The sequence below is a fragment of the Shinella sp. SUS2 genome (assembly GCF_001262505.1).
Classification (GTDB): domain Bacteria; phylum Pseudomonadota; class Alphaproteobacteria; order Rhizobiales; family Rhizobiaceae; genus Shinella.
The window spans coordinates 282275-299892 of the sequence record NZ_KQ410723.1; the positions used below are offsets into that span (position 1 = coordinate 282275).

General features: G+C 64.7%; 19 protein-coding genes. 17 read left to right on the top strand and 2 right to left on the bottom strand.

Annotated features, from left to right (window positions below; all coding sequences use genetic code 11):
• The first annotated feature begins 186 nt into the window (after positions 1-186).
• From dnaN to AKG11_RS01345, 6 genes are all read left to right on the top strand, one after another.
• Positions 187-1305, top strand: a complete 1119-nt coding sequence (gene dnaN / locus AKG11_RS01320; RefSeq protein ID WP_023512756.1) for a DNA polymerase III subunit beta — start codon at positions 187-189, stop codon at positions 1303-1305.
• A 213-nt stretch (positions 1306-1518) separates the two neighbouring features.
• Positions 1519-2121, top strand: a complete 603-nt coding sequence (pmtA, locus tag AKG11_RS01325) for a phospholipid N-methyltransferase PmtA (RefSeq protein ID WP_037405986.1) — start codon at positions 1519-1521, stop codon at positions 2119-2121.
• A 9-nt stretch (positions 2122-2130) separates the two neighbouring features.
• Positions 2131-2712 carry a histidine phosphatase family protein gene (locus tag AKG11_RS01330; protein ID WP_050742679.1) on the top strand — a complete coding sequence of 194 codons (582 nt, stop codon included), beginning with the start codon at positions 2131-2133 and terminating at the stop codon, positions 2710-2712.
• Positions 2713-2714: 2 nt separating this feature from the next.
• On the top strand, positions 2715-3413 hold the full coding sequence (gene pyrF / locus AKG11_RS01335) for an orotidine-5'-phosphate decarboxylase (protein ID WP_023512753.1): 699 nt from the start codon (positions 2715-2717) through the stop codon (positions 3411-3413).
• A gap of 21 nt (positions 3414-3434) precedes the next feature.
• Positions 3435-3722 carry a DUF1330 domain-containing protein gene (locus AKG11_RS01340; RefSeq protein ID WP_023512752.1) on the top strand — a complete coding sequence of 96 codons (288 nt, stop codon included), beginning with the start codon at positions 3435-3437 and terminating at the stop codon, positions 3720-3722.
• 120 nt (positions 3723-3842) lie between these two features.
• The gene (locus AKG11_RS01345; RefSeq protein WP_050742680.1) at positions 3843-4823 is read left to right on the top strand and encodes a complex I NDUFA9 subunit family protein; all 981 of its coding nucleotides are present in this window, start codon (positions 3843-3845) and stop codon (positions 4821-4823) included.
• Positions 4824-4947: 124 nt separating this feature from the next.
• On the opposite strand, the gene AKG11_RS34325 is transcribed toward AKG11_RS01345, so the two are convergent.
• On the bottom strand, positions 4948-5166 hold the full coding sequence (locus AKG11_RS34325; RefSeq protein WP_157255817.1) for a hypothetical protein: 219 nt from the start codon (positions 5164-5166) through the stop codon (positions 4948-4950).
• Between the two features lie 90 nt (positions 5167-5256).
• Positions 5257-6063 (bottom strand): undecaprenyl-diphosphate phosphatase, encoded by an 807-nt coding sequence (locus AKG11_RS01350; protein ID WP_050742681.1) that lies wholly within the window; start codon positions 6061-6063, stop codon positions 5257-5259.
• Positions 6064-6249: 186 nt separating this feature from the next.
• Here AKG11_RS01350 and AKG11_RS01355 point away from each other — a divergent pair, with 186 nt between their 5' ends.
• From AKG11_RS01355 to AKG11_RS01405, 11 genes are all read left to right on the top strand, one after another.
• Positions 6250-6942, top strand: a complete 693-nt coding sequence (locus AKG11_RS01355; protein WP_023516760.1) for a glutathione S-transferase family protein — start codon at positions 6250-6252, stop codon at positions 6940-6942.
• Positions 6943-6952: 10 nt separating this feature from the next.
• Positions 6953-8098 carry a tRNA epoxyqueuosine(34) reductase QueG gene (queG, locus tag AKG11_RS01360; RefSeq protein ID WP_050742682.1) on the top strand — a complete coding sequence of 382 codons (1146 nt, stop codon included), beginning with the start codon at positions 6953-6955 and terminating at the stop codon, positions 8096-8098.
• On the top strand, positions 8095-8970 hold the full coding sequence (locus AKG11_RS01365) for an SDR family NAD(P)-dependent oxidoreductase (RefSeq protein WP_050742683.1): 876 nt from the start codon (positions 8095-8097) through the stop codon (positions 8968-8970). Before queG ends, AKG11_RS01365 begins: the two co-directional genes overlap by 4 nt.
• Before the next feature lie 364 nt (positions 8971-9334).
• A complete protein-coding gene (locus AKG11_RS01370; RefSeq protein ID WP_037405988.1) occupies positions 9335-9694 on the top strand; it encodes a septal ring lytic transglycosylase RlpA family protein in 360 nt (119 codons plus the stop codon).
• A gap of 75 nt (positions 9695-9769) precedes the next feature.
• Positions 9770-11059, top strand: a complete 1290-nt coding sequence (locus AKG11_RS01375; protein ID WP_050742818.1) for an RsmB/NOP family class I SAM-dependent RNA methyltransferase — start codon at positions 9770-9772, stop codon at positions 11057-11059.
• Between the two features lie 211 nt (positions 11060-11270).
• Positions 11271-12548, top strand: coding sequence for an imelysin family protein (locus AKG11_RS01380; protein WP_050742684.1), 1278 nt, complete (start codon positions 11271-11273; stop codon positions 12546-12548).
• Positions 12549-12594: 46 nt separating this feature from the next.
• Complete coding sequence (locus AKG11_RS01385) at positions 12595-14130, top strand: di-heme oxidoreductase family protein (RefSeq protein WP_050742685.1); 1536 nt, start codon at positions 12595-12597, stop codon at positions 14128-14130.
• A complete protein-coding gene (locus AKG11_RS01390; RefSeq protein WP_050742686.1) occupies positions 14130-15260 on the top strand; it encodes an imelysin family protein in 1131 nt (376 codons plus the stop codon). Before AKG11_RS01385 ends, AKG11_RS01390 begins: the two co-directional genes overlap by 1 nt.
• Positions 15260-16363 carry a DUF1513 domain-containing protein gene (locus AKG11_RS01395; protein WP_050742687.1) on the top strand — a complete coding sequence of 368 codons (1104 nt, stop codon included), beginning with the start codon at positions 15260-15262 and terminating at the stop codon, positions 16361-16363. Before AKG11_RS01390 ends, AKG11_RS01395 begins: the two co-directional genes overlap by 1 nt.
• A gap of 134 nt (positions 16364-16497) precedes the next feature.
• Positions 16498-16947 (top strand): PaaI family thioesterase, encoded by a 450-nt coding sequence (locus AKG11_RS01400; protein WP_023512217.1) that lies wholly within the window; start codon positions 16498-16500, stop codon positions 16945-16947.
• Entirely contained in the window at positions 16944-17588 is a 645-nt protein-coding gene (locus AKG11_RS01405; protein WP_050742688.1) for a 5'-methylthioadenosine/S-adenosylhomocysteine nucleosidase, read from the top strand. Before AKG11_RS01400 ends, AKG11_RS01405 begins: the two co-directional genes overlap by 4 nt.
• Positions 17589-17618 lie beyond the last annotated feature (30 nt).

Here is a 17618-nt window from a genome sequence, read left to right on the forward strand (position 1 = left end):
TGGGCGAGCGGACAGGCCCTCGCAAGGTCCGGGCGTTGACTATCCTGTGTCCTCTGCCGTTAGCACTTGCAAAGTTCCGCATGTTTCTGCCATTTTGCCCGTCCACATCGTCCGGCGCCCGCCGGGATTTCAAGGCAATGCCGCGCCGGCCTCCGGCGTGCTAGCGGTCGAAAGCGGTACAGTTCCATGCGCATTACTCTCGAGCGGTCCAATCTTCTGAAGTCGCTGAACCACGTCCATCGCGTGGTCGAACGGCGCAACACGATCCCGATCCTCTCGAACGTGCTGCTGCGTGCGGACGGCGCGAGCCTCGACATGAAAGCGACCGACCTCGACCTCGAAATCACCGAAGCGACGCCTGCCCAGATCGAGCAGGCCGGCGCGACGACCGTTCCCGCACACCTGCTGTACGACATCGTGCGCAAGCTCTCGGACGGTTCGGAAGTGCTGCTCGCCACCAGCACCGACGGTTCCTCGATGACGGTCACCTCGGGCCGTTCGAAATTCTCGCTGCAGTGCCTGCCACAGTCCGATTTCCCGGATCTCACCGCCGGCAGCTTCTCGCACACGTTCCGCCTGAAGGCGACGGACCTCAAGATGTTGATCGATCGCACCCAGTTCGCGATCTCGACGGAGGAGACCCGCTACTACCTCAACGGCATCTTCATCCACACGATCGAAAGCAACGGCCAGCTCAAGCTGCGCGCCGTCGCCACCGACGGCCACCGCCTTGCCCGCGCCGACGTGGAAGCGCCCTCGGGTTCCGAGGGCATGCCCGGCATCATCATCCCGCGCAAGACGGTCGGGGAACTGCAGAAGCTGGTCGACAACCCGGAGCTGACCGTGACCGTCGAGGTCTCGGACGCGAAGATCCGCTTCACCATCGGCTCGATCGTTTTGACCTCCAAGCTGATCGACGGCACCTTCCCGGATTACCAGCGCGTGATCCCGACCAACAACGACAAGGAGCTGAAGATCGACTGCCAGTCCTTCGCCCAGGCCGTCGACCGCGTCTCCACCATCTCTTCCGAGCGCGGCCGCGCCGTCAAGCTGGCGCTTGGCGAGGGCCAGCTGACGCTGACCGTCAACAACCCGGATTCGGGCAGCGCGACGGAAGAACTGCCGGTCGGGTATGACAGCGATCCGCTCGAAATCGGCTTCAACGCAAAATACCTTCTCGATATCACGTCGCAGCTTTCCGGCACGGAAGCCGTGTTCATGCTGGCCGATCCCGGTTCGCCGACGCTGGTGCGCGATCTCGCCGGTGACGACGCGCTCTACGTGCTCATGCCGATGCGCGTATAGGCCTCCCGTATCGGGGAAACTGTTCTGGAACCCGCCGGCCCGCCGGCGGGTTCTTTTTTAGGAAGTGCTTTCGCCGGCAGGGGAAACTTGCGGGCGGCGGCGCAATCAGACTTGTTTTTGACGCAAACCGCGTCACATATTTGGCATGGCCGAATGAAGCGGACGGGAATGAAGCCTGCCGCCGGCCGGAAGCGTACCATGAAGGGGGATGGCATGACGTTGCGTGTGAAGGTCAAGGAACGGCTCGGCAAGAAATTCGACGACGAGATCCGCTTCTTCAAGGGCTGGATGAGCAATACGCGGGCCGTCGGCTCGATCATCCCCACCTCCTCGATCACCGCGCGCCGCATGGCGAGCGTCGTCAATCCTGCTTCCGGCCTTCCCGTGCTGGAGCTCGGTCCGGGCACCGGCGTCATCACCAAGGCGATCCTCGAGACCGGCCTTGCGCCGGAAAAGCTGACCTCGGTCGAATTCTCCACGGATTTCTACAACCACCTTGTCGCCCGTTTCGACGGCGTCAATTTCATCAACGGCGATGCCTTCGACCTCGACAAGACGCTTGGCGACCTCCGCGATGCCACCTTCGACAGCGTCGTCTCCGCCGTGCCGCTGCTCAATTTCCCGATGCACAAGCGCGTGTCGCTGATCGAGGACCTGCTCTCCCGCATTCCGGCCGGACGCCCCGTCGTGCAGATCTCCTACGGCCCGCTCTCCCCCGTCGTCGCCATGCCGGATCGCTACCAGATCACCCATCTCGATTTCGTCGTGCGCAACATTCCGCCGGCGCAGCTCTGGACCTACCGCCGCACCCATTGAGGGGCGGCAATGTTCGCGCTCTACATCACCCATCCGCAGGTCGCCATCGACCCGGCCGTGCCGGTGCCCGACTGGGGCTTGTCCGAGCGCGGCCGCGAGCGAGCGCTGCTCGCAGCCTCCGCCGGCTGGGCGCGACAGATCGGCCGCTTCGTGGCAAGCGGCGAGCGCAAGGCGATCGAGACGGCGGAGATTCTTGCCGGCGGCCACCTTGCCATCGAGACCGACCACGCCATGGGCGAGAACGACCGTTCCGCCACAGGCTACCTCACGCCCGATGCCTTCGAAGCGGCGGCAGACGCGTTCTTCGCCCATCCAGAGACGAGTTTTCGCGGCTGGGAGCGCGCGGTGGATGCGCAGGCGCGCATCGTTGGCGCCATCGAGCGCGCGCTGGCTGGGCATGATCAGAACGTTCCCATCGCCTTTGTCGGCCATGGCGGCGTCGGCACGCTGCTGAAATGCCACCTCAAAGGCACACCCATCCGCCGGGATGGCGACCAGCCGGCAGGCGGCGGCAATCTTTTCGCATTCCGGCTTGCGGACCGGGCCGTCGCATGCGAGTGGACGCCAATGGAATCTTGGAAAGGGTTTTGACCATGTCCGCGCGCGACCGCCTGATCGTTGGCCTCGATGTTCCGACCATCGCGGAGGCGGAAAAGGTGGTCCGGACACTCGGCAGCACCACCCTGTTCTACAAGATCGGATACCAGCTCGTCTTCGCCGGCGGCCTGGAATTCGCCCGCGACCTCGCCAAGGACGGCAAGAAGGTCTTCCTCGACATGAAGCTGCTCGACATCGACAACACGGTGGCCAAGGGCGTCGAGAACATCGTGAAGATGGGCATGTCCATGCTGACGCTGCACGCCTATCCGAAGGCTATGGCCGCCGCCGTTTCCGCGGCGAAGGGTTCCGACCTCTGCCTCCTCGGCGTCACGGTGTTGACCTCGATGGACGCCAAGGACGTCATCGATGCCGGCTACGAATACGATCCGCATACGCTGGTGCTGCGCCGCGCCGAACAGGCCCGCATCGCCGGCATGGGCGGCATTGTCTGTTCTGCGGAAGAGTCCAAAGCCGTGCGCAAGATCGTCGGCCCGGACATGGCGATCGTCACCCCCGGCATCCGCCCGGCGGGGGCCGATCTGGGCGACCAGAAGCGCGTCATGACGCCTTCCGATGCGCTGAAGGCCGGCTCCAGCCATCTCGTCGTCGCCCGTCCGATCGTCAACGCGGTCGATCCGCTCGCCGCAGCCAAGGCGATCCTTGCCGAAATGGACGGCGCGCTCACAGCATAAACACCAAAGAGGGAGAGAGACATGCCCAAGGGCTACTGGATCGCACAGGTCGACGTGCGCGACACCGAGCGCTACAAGGACTACGTTGCCGCCGCCAAGCCGGCCTTCGAAAAATACGGCGCGAATTTCATTGCCCGCGGCGGCGCCTTCGAACGGCTGGAAGGTCGCGTGCGTGCGCGCAACGTGATCATCGAGTTCCCCTCGCTGCAGGCGGCCGTCGACTGCTACAATTCGCCGGAATACCAGATCGCCGCGGCCATCCGCCAGGAAGTGGCGGATGCGGAAATGGTGGTTGTCGAAGGCTTTTGAGCCGACCGATCCAGACCGCGGAAAAACCCGGCGCTAGAGACGCTTCGCCGCGCTTCACCTTGCGAACGGTTTGGGCTATGTAGGCGCTACCTACCTACAATGTTCTTCAGGAGCAGCCTCATGACCTTGTCCAACCTTCCGCCGCTCGTCACCGTTTTCGGCGGCTCGGGCTTCGTCGGACGTCATGTGGTGCGCGCGCTGGCGCGTCGCGGCTACCGCATCCGCGTCGCCGTGCGCCGGCCGGATCTCGCCGGCTTCCTCCAGCCTATCGGCGGCGTCGGCCAGATCTCCTTCGTGCAGGCGAACCTGCGCTATCGCCAGTCGGTCGATCGCGCCGTCGAAGGCTCCGACCACGTCATCAACTGCGTCGGCATCCTCTTCGAGAGCGGCCGCAACAACTTTGACGCCGTGCAGGATTTTGGCGCCCGCGGCGTCGCCGAGGCGACCCGCGCCATCGGCGCCAAGCTGACGCACATTTCCGCGATCGGCGCCGACGAGGCTTCCGGCTCGTCCTATGCCCGCACCAAGGCCCGCGGCGAAGCGGCGGTTCTGCGCACCGTTCCCGACGCCGTCATCCTGCGCCCCTCCATCGTCTTTGGCCCGGAAGACGGCTTCTTCAACAAGTTCGCCACCATGGCGCGCTATGCACCCGTCCTGCCGCTGATCGGCGGCGGCCATACGAAGTTCCAGCCGGTCTATGTCGCCGACGTCGCGGAAGCCGTCGCCCGCTCGGTGGACGGCACGATCGAGCGCGGCCGCGTCTACGAACTCGGTGGCCCGGAAGTGCTGACCTTCCGCCAGTGTCTCGAGCTGATGCTGCGCATCGTCGACCGCAAGAACCCGCTCGTCTCGCTGCCCTTCGGCATCGCCTCGCTGATGGGCTCCGTCGCGTCGCTGGTGCCCTTCATCAAGCCGCCGCTGACGGCCGACCAGGTGACGCTGCTGCGGTCCGACAACATCGTCTCGGATGCGGCCCGCAATGAAGGCCGCACGCTGGAAGCGATCGGCATCGAGCCCATTCTTGCCGAAGCGATCCTGCCGAGCTACCTCGTGCGCTACCGCCCGCAGGGCCAGTTCACGCGGATCGACCGTACGGCCTGAGCCATTTTTCGTGAACGAAGCCGGCCGCCGCAGGGGCTTTCCCGCGGCGGCCGGTCGCGTTTTGTGAAAGCGCTTTGGGCTGGCTGTTGCACTTATGCAGCGGTTAAAAAAATCGCTGCGGCATTTACGCGCGATTCAGCATGTCGCGATATTGATTGTCTTCGGGCCAGCGAATAAACACCGCCCCCGTCGCGTCGTACTGATGACAGTTCTGCGGCGTATTTTCAGGACTTTGAGAGGCTTTCGGCGCAATGGGCAAGGCAATTGCAATCTTCTTCGGATTTTCGGCTCTGATCATCGTGGCCGGATCCTTTGCCGCGCCGTCGACGGTCTCCGCCGGCAAGCATGGCTGTTCGCCGGCCTACGGCGTCGATCCCTGCACGACCGCCTCGGTCAAGTAAGGCCGGCCGGCTCGAGAGCCGGCCAAGAACATTCATCCAAAGATCAGAAGGCCGATCAGGCCCAGTGTTCCCACGACGATGCGCCAGATGGCGAACAGCGTGAAGCCGCGGCGCGACACGAAGTCGAGCAGCGAGCGCACGACGAAGAGACCCGCCACGAAAGCTGCGGCAAAGCCGACACCGATGACGAGAAGATCATCGGACGAGAGCGCATCGCGGTTCTTGTAGAGGTCCAGCGTGAAGGCGCCGACCATGGTCGGCATGGCGAGGAAGAACGAGAATTCTGCCGCCGAACGCTTGTCCGTGCCCATCAGCAAGGCGCCGGCGATCGTCGCGCCCGAGCGCGAGGTGCCGGGGATCATGGCAAGGCACTGGCAGAGGCCGATCTTGAAGGCCAGCGACGGCGGATACTGCATGGCATCCGTATAACGCGGCTGCAGCGGCAGGCGGTCGATTACATAGAGGATGACGCCGCCGACGATCAGCACGATGCAGATCAGCATGGGCGTTTCGAACAGCACCGTCTTGATGAAGTCATGCGCCAGCACGCCGATGACGGCCGCCGGCAGGAAGGCAATGAGCACGCTGATGACGAAACGGCGCGCCTCCGGGCTCGACGGCAGCGCAAAGGCGATCTTCAGCAGCTTGGCCGCATAAACCGAGAGGATGGCGAGGATCGCACCCAGCTGAATGAGCACGGCGAAGGTGTTGCCCGGCGACTTGAAGCCAAGAAAGTGCCCGGCAAGCAGGATATGACCGGTGGAGGATACCGGGATGAATTCGGTCAGGCCCTCGATCAATCCGAGAATGAGGGCGCTGACAATGGACTGGTCTGCCATGTAGGTTCCTTGGGGAAAAGGGGAAGAAAGCCACGAAATGAAGCGGACATACGGCAAAAAGCCCGATTCGCTTGTGTTTGTACCACCAAATTTCTATAGGTTCGTCAAATCAGCCATGGTCAAATCAGCCCGCATGCGCGCTCGACCCGGCCACAGCCCCTTCCGCAAGACCAGCAAAGCAGCCTGATGCCCACACTCTACCATCACCCGATGTCCGCCGCCTCCCGCTTCGTCCGCCTCATCCTGGCGGAATACGGGTTTCAGACGGAGCTTGCCGAGGAGCAGCCCTGGGAGAACCGGCGTGATTTCCTCGCCCTCAACCCGGCCGGTACGCTGCCCGTCTATGTCGATGACAGCATGCGGGCGCTTTGTGGCGCGAGCATCATCTCCGAATATCTCGACGAGACGCATGGCGTTCTGAAGCGCGACCGCCGGCTGCTCGCCGAAGACCCGTTCCAGCGCGCGGAAATCCGCCGCCTGACGGAGTGGTTCCTGCAGAAGATGGAGCAGGACGTGACGCGCCCGCTGGTGCGCGAGCGCATCTTCAAGCTGCAGATGACACCGGACCAGGGCGGCGGCCCGCCGGACAGCAAGATCCTGCGCAATTCGCGCGCCAATATCCGTCAGCACATGAAGTATCTCTCCTGGCTCGCGGGCTCGCGCACCTATCTTGCCGGCGACCGCCTCTCCTATGCAGACCTTGCCGCGGCGGCCTGTCTTTCCGTGCTCGACTATATGGGCGAGATCAACTGGACGGATGCACCGCAGGCCAAGGAGTGGTACCAGCGGCTGAAATCCCGCCCCTCCTTCCGCCCGCTGCTCGCTGAGCGCGTGCGCGGCGTCACCCCGGTTTCGCACTACGCGGACCTCGATTTCTGAGGACGAGACCATGTCGGGCGACGACAGGATCCGGCGTCGCCTAACCGACTTCCTCAAGACGGAAGCGGCGGACAAGGGGTTCGACCTCTGCCGCATCACCGGCCCCGGTTCCATTCCGGAGGCGCCGCCCCGGCTCGCTGATTTCCTTGCCGCCGGCTATCACGGCACCATGGATTGGATGGCGGAGACCGAGGCGCGACGGGCCGATCCACGCGTCCTGTGGAGTGAAGTGCGCTCCGTCGTTCTCTTCGGCATGAACTACGGCCCGGCACACGACCCGCGCGCCGTGCTCGCCATGCCGGATCGGGCGGCGATCTCCGTCTATGCGCAGAACCGCGACTATCACGACCTCATCAAGGGCAAGCTGAAGGAAGTGGCGACACGCTTTGCCGCCCGCGGCGGGGTGGATGTGAAGGTTTTCGTCGATACGGCTCCCGTGATGGAAAAGCCGCTCGCGGCCGCCGCCGGGCTCGGCTGGCAGGGAAAACACACCAATCTCGTCAGCCGCACGCACGGCTCCTGGCTCTTCCTCGGCAGCCTCTTCACCACGGCCGAGCTTGTCCGCGACGAACCGGAGCGCGACCATTGCGGCTCCTGCCGCGCCTGTCTCGACGCCTGTCCGACCGACGCCTTCCCGGCACCGTACAAGCTCGATGCGCGGCGCTGCATCTCCTACCTCACCATCGAGCACAAGGGGCCGATCGACCCGGACATCCGCGAAAGGATCGGCAACCGCATCTATGGCTGTGACGATTGTCTCGCCGCCTGCCCCTGGAACAAGTTCGCCGCTGCCGCTTCGCAGATGAAGCTCATCGCCCGCGAGGATTTGAAGGCCCCGGCGATTGCCGATCTTCTGACCTTCGACGATGCCGGCTTTCGTGCGCATTTCTCCGGCTCGCCGGTCAAGCGCATCGGCCGCGACCGCTTCATCCGCAACGTGCTGATTGCCGCCGGCAATTCCGGCGACCGCAGCCTGATTACCGAATGCATCCGCCTTGCCGACGATGCGTCAGCCGTGGTGCGTGGCATGGCCGCATGGGCGCTTTCCCGGCTGATGACGGCTTCCGAATTCGGGAAATTTGCGGCAGGAAGGACGGACGACGCGGACGCGGATGTGCGCGCGGAATATGAAAGAGCGAAGGCAGACTGTCGATGACGCACCTCCTGATCCTCGGTGCCGGTTTTTCCGGCAAGGCCATCGGCCAGACCTTCAAGGCGGCCGGCTTTTCCGTTTCCGGCACGACGCGCTCGGCGGAGAAGGCGGACGACCTTCGCGCGCTCGGCATCGCACCGATCCTCTATGACGGTGGCCCGGTTCCCGAAGCCCTCGCCGCCGACATGGCACGCGCCACCCATGTCGTGCAGTCCATCGCGCCCGGCAAGGATGGCGATCCGCTGTTCCGCGCGGGCATGCCCTCCCTCTCTGCCCTGATGCCGAAGCTTGTCTGGGCCGGCTATCTTTCCACCGTCGGCGTCTACGGCGACCACAAGGGCGGCTGGGTGGACGAGGACACCGCGCTGAACCCGGTTTCCGCCCGTTCCATCGAGCGGGTGGAGGCGGAGAACCACTGGCTCGACTTCGGCAGGATCTCGGACCTGCCCGTCGCCGTATTGCGCCTTGCCGGCATCTACGGCCCGGGCCGAAACGCGCTGCGCAACATGGACGAGGGCACCGCACGGCGCCTCGTCAAGAAGGACCAGGTGTTCAACCGCATCCGCGTCGAGGATATCGGCCGCTCGGCTCTCTTCCTTGCGGAGAAATCCCTTGGCGGCGTCTGGAACATCACCGACAACGAGCCCGGCCCGCCACAGGACGTGGTGGCGGAAGCTGCCCGGCTGATGGGCCTGCCGGTGCCGCCGGATATTCCTTTCGAGACGGCGGAACTTTCCTCCATGGCACGGTCTTTCTATGGGGAGAACAAGCGCGTCTCGAATGCCAGGCTGCGCGCTGCCGGCTTCGAATTCCGCTTCCCGGACTATCGCCAGTCGCTCGCCGAACTCCACTCGACTGGCCGCTGGCGAGGCTGAGAGGCCGGGCCTTGCAGGCCGGCTTTTGCGATTTTGCACAACCCTGAATTTATCTGCCTCATTTTTGCCGCCGAATTCCTGCGCATAAATTGCTAATATTGAAAGTTTTTTCCGAAAATTTGCGCGATTACCGGATGACTATTCCGGTCCGCAAGTCGATCCAGTTTAGTGACTGATTCGCAAGACTCTTTTCTGTCACGTTAACGAAGATTAAAACTCCATCGCTGGCGATGGACTGTATATCCTGCCGGCCCCCGACAGCAATTGCGGCGGGTTGAGGCACGTTTTTGCCATTTTTGCTTCCTCATACGGCGATCAACACAGTGGAAATTCACAACTTTCCCGGAAGGTCATCCGATACATGATGCTCAAGCTCTCCAGCCTCGCGCTTGCTTCGCTCGTTGCCGCCTCTTCATCCTTCGTTACGTTCTCGGAGGCTCAGGCCGCCGGTTGCGGTCGCGCCTCCTGGTATGCGCTGCACTCGCGCACCGCCTCCGGTGAGCGCATGAACCCGAACCTCATGACGGCCGCCCATCGCAGCCTGCGCTTCGGCACCAAGGTGAAGGTCACCAACGCCAACAACGGCAAGAGTGTCGTGGTACGCATCAATGATCGCGGTCCGTTCATCCGCGGCCGGGTGCTCGACCTCTCCAAGGCTGCCGCCTCCAACATCGGCATGATCCGCTCCGGCCACGCCAAGATCTGTTACGAAGTCATCGGCTGACGACCGCTATTCTGCGGCTCCCGGCTTGCCCTTCGCGCATTCCGCCGCTACCACGACGCAAAACGGAGTATGCGGATGCGATTGGGTGGGCGGCTCTCGGGAGCCATCGAGGTTCTGACGGATATCGAGACGCGGCGGCGCCCCGTCGCCGATGCGCTCAAGGACTGGGGCCTTTCCCACCGGTTCGCCGGTTCCGGCGACCGCGCCGCGATCGGCAATATCGTCTATGACGCGCTGCGCATGAAACTGTCGCACGCCTATCTCATGGACGATGACAGCCCCGCCGCACTCGGCTATGCCGTACTGCTGCGCCAGTGGGGCCTCGCCCCCGAGGCGCTTGCCGCCGAGTTCGACGGCGACCGCTTTGCGCCCGAAGCCTTTTCAGACGAGAAGCTCGCCGCTTTGCGCACCCGCAATCTCGACGACGCCGCGCCGCATGTGCAGGGCGACATTCCCGAATGGATCCAGCCCGCCTTCGAGGCCAATTTCGGCGAAGCATGGCTGGCGGAAGCGAAAGCGCTTGCCGGACGGCCGACGCTGGACCTGCGCGCCAACACGCTGAAGGCCGGCCGCGACAAGGTGCTGAAGGCACTGGAACGCAACGCCGCCGTCGCCTCTACTATCGCCCGCGAGGGCATCCGCATTCCCGCGGGCGAAGGCCCCTCGCGCCTGCCGAACGTCACCGCGGACCTCGCCTTCCAGAAGGGCTGGTTCGAGGTGCAGGACGAAGGTTCGCAGATCGTCGCCGATCTCGTCGTCCCGCAGGAGGGCGAGCAGGTACTGGACTTTTGCGCCGGCGGCGGCGGAAAGACGCTCGCCATGGCGGCCGCCATGCATAACAAGGGCCAGGTCCACGCCTACGACACCGACCGCAAGCGCCTCGCCCCGATCATCGAGCGGCTGAAGCGCGCCGGCACCCGAAACGTGCAGGTCCACGAGAGCATTTCCAGCCTCTCGCCGCTGAACGGCCGCTTCGACCGCGTGCTGGTCGATGCCCCCTGCACGGGCACCGGCACCTGGCGCCGCCGGCCGGACACCAAATGGCGCCTTACCGAAAAGAACCTCGAGGAACGCCTCACCCAGCAGCAGGAAGCGCTCGCCAATGCCAGCGCCTTCGTGCGCCCGGGTGGCTTCCTGCTCTATGTGACCTGTTCGATCCTGCCGCAGGAGAACGAGGAGCAGGTTCACGGCTTCTGCGCAGCCAATCCGGATTTCGAGATCCTGTCCGCGACCGACACCTGGAAGGCGCTGTTCGGTGCTGAGAGGCCCCAGCCCTGGTCGCGCGACGGCAAGACCGTCACCCTGACGCCGGCCTCGACCGATACGGACGGTTTCTTCTTCTGCGCGATGGGCCGTAGGGCCTGAGGCGATTGCGCTCTGTCAAATGTACCGGAACAGCTTGAAACCGTTCTAAACTATACACTTTGACACCAGTTTTTATTTGGTCCATGACAGCAATGCCTGAATAATCCCGGGCCCGGCGGTACGCCGGACCATCCGGGCGGCGGCGGCCAAGGGAGGCAAGCCGTGACGTCCGGTGTCGGGGGACACATCGAACAGGACACCAGGAGACGTCATGACCACTTTCTTCCTCCGCACGGCCGCCTTTGCGCTCGCTGCCGCGACTTCGGGGCTTGCCATTGGCTCCGCCCATGCGGCGGCCGACCCGGCGGCGATCGTCAAGCACTATGCCGAAATCGCGCATGCCAAATTCTCCGACTCGCTCGACGCCGCAAAGGCACTCGACGCAGCGGTCGACGCCCTCATCGCCAAGCCGAGCGACGAAACGCTGAAGGCCGCGCGCGAGGCGTGGCTGAAATCCCGTGTGCCCTACCAGCAGACGGAAGCCTACCGCTTCGGCAACCCACTGGTCGACGACTGGGAAGGCAAGGTCAACGCCTGGCCGCTCGACGAAGGTCTGATCGACTATGTCGATGCCAGCTACGGCACGGAAAGCGACGAGAACGCACTCTTCGTCGGCAATGTCATCGCCAACCCGAAGCTGGAGATCGGCGGCAAGACGATCGACGCCACCACCATCACGCCGGCGGTCCTGCAGGAACTGCACGAGGCGGGCGAAGTGGAAGCCAACGTCGCGACCGGTTACCACGCCATCGAATTCCTGCTGTGGGGCCAGGACCTCAACGGGACCGGCAAGGGGGCCGGCAACCGCCCGGCGACGGACTATGACAAGGCCGCCTGCACCAACGGCAACTGCGACCGCCGCGCCGCTTACCTGAAGGCCGCCTCCTCGCTGCTGGTCACCGACCTCGAAGAAATGGTGAAGGCCTGGGCCGCCGACGGCGACGCCACCAAGAACGTGACGTCAGATCCGAAGGCCGGCATCACCGCCATGCTGACCGGCATGGGCTCGCTTTCCTATGGCGAACTGGCCGGCGAACGCATGAAGCTCGGCCTCCTGCTGCACGATCCGGAAGAAGAGCACGATTGCTTCTCCGACAACACGCACAACTCGCACTACTACGACGTCGTCGGCATCCAGACGGTCTATACGGGCGAATATACCCGCCCGGACGGGTCGAAGCTGACCGGCCCGTCGCTCTCCGAACTCGTCGCCGAGAAGGACGCCGCGCTCGACACCGAGATGAAGGCCAAGCTCGACGCCAGCCATACCGCCTTCAAGGCGCTGGTGGACCGTGCGGAAGGTGGCGAAGCCTATGACCAGATGATCGGCGAAGGCAACGCGGAGGGCAACAAGGTCGTCCAGACCGCCGTCGACAGCCTGATCGACCAGACCAAGACGATCGAGCGCGTCATCGGGTCGCTGGACCTCGGCAAGATCGAGCTTGAAGGCTCAGACAGCCTGGATAATCCTAACGCTGTCTTCCAATGATAGAAGGCGGGCCGCCTCCCCACGAGACGGCGGCCCGATCCCAGCAATGACAGAACGCCCCGCCCGTCGCCTGCTCGCGGTCTCTGCCGCGATTTCCATCGCGGCGGGCGTTTTCGTTCTGGGAAATGCGCATTCCACCGACCGCGGGCGCGACGATCTCTCCGAAAAGGATCGCAAGCGCGTCGCCGCGGTGACGGCGCTCGCGACGGATTTTTCCAAGGCCGAGCAATATGAGGCGATGTCCGGCGGGGCGGCGACCTCGCTCGCATCGGTCAACATCAACAGCTTCTCCCACTTTTCCGAGAACATCACCTTCGAGGAAGAAGAGACGTTCAAACTCGGCAACGCGCTCTTCCAGAAACTCTGGGTCTCCTCCCCCTCCTCCACCCAGGCCTCCGACGGGCTCGGGCCGCTCTACAATGCGCGCTCCTGCCAGACCTGCCACATCAAGGACGGCCGTGGCCATCCGCCGGAAGGCGCCGCCGAGGCGACATCGATGTTCCTGCGGCTCGCCCGTGCGGCCAGGACGCCGGAGGACGAGACGGCGCTGAAAGATTTGCGCGAGATGAGCCTGCCGGACCCGATCTATGGCCGGCAACTCCAGGATCTCGCCATACCCGGCCTCAAGGCCGAGGGCCGCATGGTGATCGACTATACCGAGGAGCCGGTAACGCTTGCCGGAGGTGAGGTCGTCACGCTGCGCCGCCCAAGATATTCCGTCGCTGGTCTCGCATATGGCGATCTCGACGCGACGACGACGCTTTCTCCGCGCGTCACCCAGCCGATGCTCGGCCTTGGCCTTATCCAGGCAATCCACGAAGCAGACATCCTCGCCCTTGCCGACCCCGACGACGCGGATGGCGACGGCATCAGCGGCAAGGCCGCCGTCGCCATCGATCCGGCGACGGGCAAGAAGGCGCTCGGCCGCTTCGGCTGGAAGGCGCAATCGGCCACCGTGCGCCAGCAGAGCGCCGACGCCTTCGCCTTCGACATCGGCCTTTCGACGCCGGAAGTGCCGCTGCACCAAGGCGACTGTACGCCTGCCCAGACCGCCTGCCTGGAACGTCCGAATGGCGTGCAGACACGGCTTGGCGATGCCGAGGCACCGCCACCGGTGATGGACCTCGTCACCTTCTACGCGGAGAACCTTGCCGTGCCGGCCCGGCGCAAGGCAAGTTTCGCCGAAACGCTGAACGGCAAGCGCGTCTTCTATGAGACGGGCTGCACACGCTGCCACCAGCCGAAGTTCGTCACCCGGCGCGATGCCGACAACAAGGCCCATGCCTTCCAGCTCATCTGGCCCTATTCCGATTTCCTGCTGCACGACATGGGCGAAGGCCTTGCGGACGGACAGGCGGTCGGCGTGGCGACCGGGCGGGAATGGCGCACGCCACCGCTGTGGGGTATCGGCCTTACAAAAACCGTCAACGGTCATACGTTCTTCCTGCATGACGGGCGCGCCCGCAACCTCACCGAGGCCATTCTGTGGCACGGCGGGGAGGCTCAGGCGGCCCGAGACCGCTTCGCCGCGCTGGAAAAACAGGACCGCGACGCCCTTCTGACCTTCCTGGAGAGCCTCTGATGCCAAGCCGGCCCCGTCCCTTCTTTCGCTTTCCCGTCGTTCTCACGGCCTTCACGATGCTTTCCGCCACCCTACCGGCTCTGGCACAGGAAGGCGAGGCACCCGTGCCGCCCGCGCTGACGGACGAGAGCGTGGTCGGCGTCATGACGCGCGCGGTCGACGAGGTCATCCGTCCCGGCTACCGTCGTTTCCAGGCATCCGCCGGCACGCTCGCCGAAACAACCGCCGCCTTCTGCAAGACACCCTCCGAAGGCAGCCGGACAGCCGTCGACGATGCCTTCCGGCAGGCGGTCGCCGACTGGGGCCGCATCGAGATCGTCCGCATCGGCCCCGTCATCGACGACAACCGCTTCGAGCGCATCCTCTTCTATCCCGACCGCAAGAGCACCGGCCTGAAACAGGTGCAGGCCCTGCTGCAAAAAGCCGACGAAGCCGATACGAACGCAGCGGCCATGGCCGGCAAGAGCGTTGCGATCCAGGGTTTTGGCGCGCTCGAATTCGCGCTCTACGGCACCGGCGCGGAAACCCTGATGCGAGCACCGAACGGTTTCCGCTGCCGCTATGCCGCCGCCGTCGCCCGCCACATCGAGACGACGGCCGGCCAGCTCGTTGCCGCGTGGGACGCCCCCGGCGGTGTGCAGCAGGACTGGAAACATCCCGGCCCGCAGAACCCGGTGTTCCGCACCGGCAAGGAGGCGGTCACCGCCCTCCTCGGCATTCTCGTGCACGGGGCGGAGGCGGTGCGCGACCAGCGCATCGAGACCTTCTACCGCAATGGCGGCACGGCGCGGCCGAAATCGGCGGTCTTCTGGCGCTCGGGCAACACCTGGACCTCGATCAACGCCAATATCGAAGGCCTGCAGGCGCTGTTCGACACATCCGGCATGGCCGACCTCATCGATCCCAATTTCATGTCCATCGCCGGCAATATCGATTTCGTGCTGAAATCACTGCACCGCGTTGCACCGACCATCGATCCCGACATCGAAAAGGCCGTCTCGACGCCGGAGGAACAAGAGAAGATCGCTTTCCTCCTCGTCAACACGCGTGACCTCATCCTGCGCCTCAACACCGAATATGGCGGGGCAATCGGGCTCGGCGCCGGCTTCTCCTTCGCGGACGGCGACTGATGCGGGCCGCGGGCGCCGCAAGCACGCTTGTCGACCGTCGCGCCTTCCTGCGCATGGCGGGTGCCGCCTGGGTTGCGGCGCTTGGACCTCGGCCGTCCTTCGCACTGTCGCAGACCGACGCCGTTTTCGCCTCCGGCTATATGGAACGCGATGGAAGCTTCGGCATCGCAGTCCTGGCGGAAGACGGCACGCTCATCGACAGGACGCCGCTGCCGGCCCGCAGCCACGGCATGGCCTTTTCACCCGCAACCGGCCATCTCGTCGCCTTTGCGCGGCGCCCCGGAACCTTCGCCCTGATCGCCGACCGCAACGGCCGGGCTGCACCCGTGACCATCGCCGCCGCCGAGGACCGGCACTTCTTCGGCCACGGCTGCTTTTCCCCGGACGGCAGGATCCTTTATGCCAGCGAGAACGACTTCGACGCCAATCGCGGCGTGATCGGCCTCTATGATGCCGGCGACGGCTACCGCCGCATCGGAGAATATTCGACCTACGGTATCGGCACGCACGATCTCTCCGTCAGCGATGACGGCCGCCTGCTGATCGCCGCGAACGGCGGTATCGAAACCCATCCGGATTTCGGCCGCACCAAGCTGAACCTCGACCACATGGAGCCCTCGCTCGCCCTGATCGACGCCACGTCGGGCGCGCTTGTCGAGCGTCATGCGCTGCCGGAAAAGCTGCGCCAGCTTTCCACCCGCCATATCGACCTCGACGTCACGGGACGTATCTGGTTCGCCTGCCAGTATGAGGGGCCGCGCGACGACCTGCCGCCGCTCGTCGGCCATTTCGGCCGAGGGGAAGACCTGACCTTCCTCTCGCTGCCGGAGGAAACCACGATCGGCCTTGCCAATTATGTCGGCGCCATCGCCGTCAACCGACGCGAAGGCCTTGTCGGCCTCACCTCGCCGAATGGCGGACGTTTTGTCGTTCTGGAGACCAAAAGCGGCCAGGTGCTGCGGGAGGAAACGGTTGCCGACGCCGCGGGCATCGCCGCAGCGCCGCAGGGCTTTGCTGTCTCCTCCTATGACGGCCGCTTCGCAGGCAGCCGGGAGGCTGTCGCCTGGGACCAGCATATTGCCAGCCTGATGCCGCGCCGCTGAACGTGCCCCAGGGCGGTCATGGGCGCCGCAATCTTCCCTGGGAACGGAAAGGCGCTTGCAGTGCAGCATGCCCCGTGCAAACGTTCGGCCATCTTCGCCAATCCCGCCGGCATGCCGGCAGACCTGTGTGCACCATGACCGATTTTCCACCGGCCGATTTCGCCGATCGCATCACCCGAAGCTTCGCCCGGCAGCCGGCAATGCGGCTCATCGGCGCCGAACTCACCCGTATCGAGCATGGCACGGTGGAAATCGAGCTGCCCTTCGACGAGAAGCTGACGCAGCAGCACGGCTTCCTCCATGCCGGCGTCATCTCCGCCGCGCTCGACACCGCCTGCGGCTATGCTGCCTATTCGGTGATCGACGCGGATGCCGCGATCCTCACCATCGAGTTCAAGGTCAACCTCATGTCGCCGGGGCGCGGCGAGCGCTTCCTCTTCCGCGGCGAGGTCACCAAGCCGGGCTCCAACATCATCGTCGCCGACGGGCGCGGCTATGCCATCTCGGACGGCCCGGCAAAACTCATCGCCTCGATGACGGGCACGATGATGGTGGTGCGCGGGCGCGAGGACATTGCCGGATGAGCGTTTCCCTCAAGACCGTCGGCCCGCACCGCATCCTCTATGTGATGGCCGTCGATGCCGAATACGGCCCCCACCTGAAAACCCGCATCACGCCCTTCATGACGGGTGTCGGCCCCGTGGAGGCGGCCGTGCAGCTGACGCTCGCGCTCTGCCACCTGAAAGCGGAGGGCGATCTCCCTGATCTCGTCGTCTCGCTGGGCTCGGCCGGATCGGCGGTGCTGGAGCAGACCGGGGTCTACCAGGCGACCTCCGTCTCCTATCGTGACATGGATGCCTCGCCGCTGGGCTTCACCCGCGGCGCGACGCCCTTCCTCGACCTGCCGGTGGAAGTGCAGCTTCCCGTACGCATTCCGGGCATATCCGAGGCACGGCTTTCGACCGGCGCCAACATCGTCTCCGGCACCGCCTATGCCGATATCGACGCGGACATGGTGGAGATGGAGACCTTTGCGGAACTGCGCGCCTGCCAGGCCTTCGGCGTCAAGCTGGTCGGCCTGCGCGGCATATCCGACGGCAAGGCCGAACTCAGCCATATCGGCGACTGGACGGAGTATCTCCACGTCATCGACGAGAAGCTCGCCGAGGCCGTCGACCGGCTGGAAGCGGCCATCGCCGACGGGACCGTCGTGCTGAAGGGCTGAAAATCCGGCATTTCCCCGTTGCGCGGCGAC